The organism is Streptomyces sp. SID12501, from assembly GCF_010550245.1.
Taxonomy (GTDB): domain Bacteria; phylum Actinomycetota; class Actinomycetes; order Streptomycetales; family Streptomycetaceae; genus Streptomyces.
The window spans coordinates 1-401 of record NZ_JAAGLU010000946.1 but is presented as its reverse complement, the minus strand read 5'-3'; the positions used below and the strand labels follow the sequence as shown (position 1 = coordinate 401).

At 76.8% G+C, this 401-nt stretch carries 1 pseudogene; it reads right to left on the bottom strand.

Going from position 1 to position 401, the window contains the following annotated elements:
• Positions 1-401, bottom strand: a pseudogene (locus G3I71_RS49260) (LamG domain-containing protein); the annotation flags it as partial.

Sequence of the window (401 nt, the reverse complement as noted above, 5' to 3'; positions counted from 1 at the left end):
CCCCGAGGCACGTGTCGCGCCACACCTGGTCGAGCGAGCCGTAGGCGAGCGCGAGGCGGCCGTCGAACACGCCGCCGCCCGTGCCCTCGTTGCCGACGTAGAAGCCCGCCTGGCCGGCGTCGACCGCCTTGGTGACGGACGTGTCCGGGATGAACCCGCGCGGGTAGGTGCGCGTCACCGCGCCCGTGCCCGCGTCGACCGCGGCCAGCGAGTGGGAGTTGGCGCCCCCGACCGTGAAGAAGTCGCCGCCGAGCATGACCGTGCCGCCGTCGGGCGAGACCGCGATCGCGCGGCCGACCGCGTCGGCGTCGGCCCGCCACGGCAGGAGCGCACCGGTCCGGGCGTCGAGCGCCGCGAAGTAGTCGCGCCGCGCGCCGCCGATGGTGCGGAAGTCGCCGCCG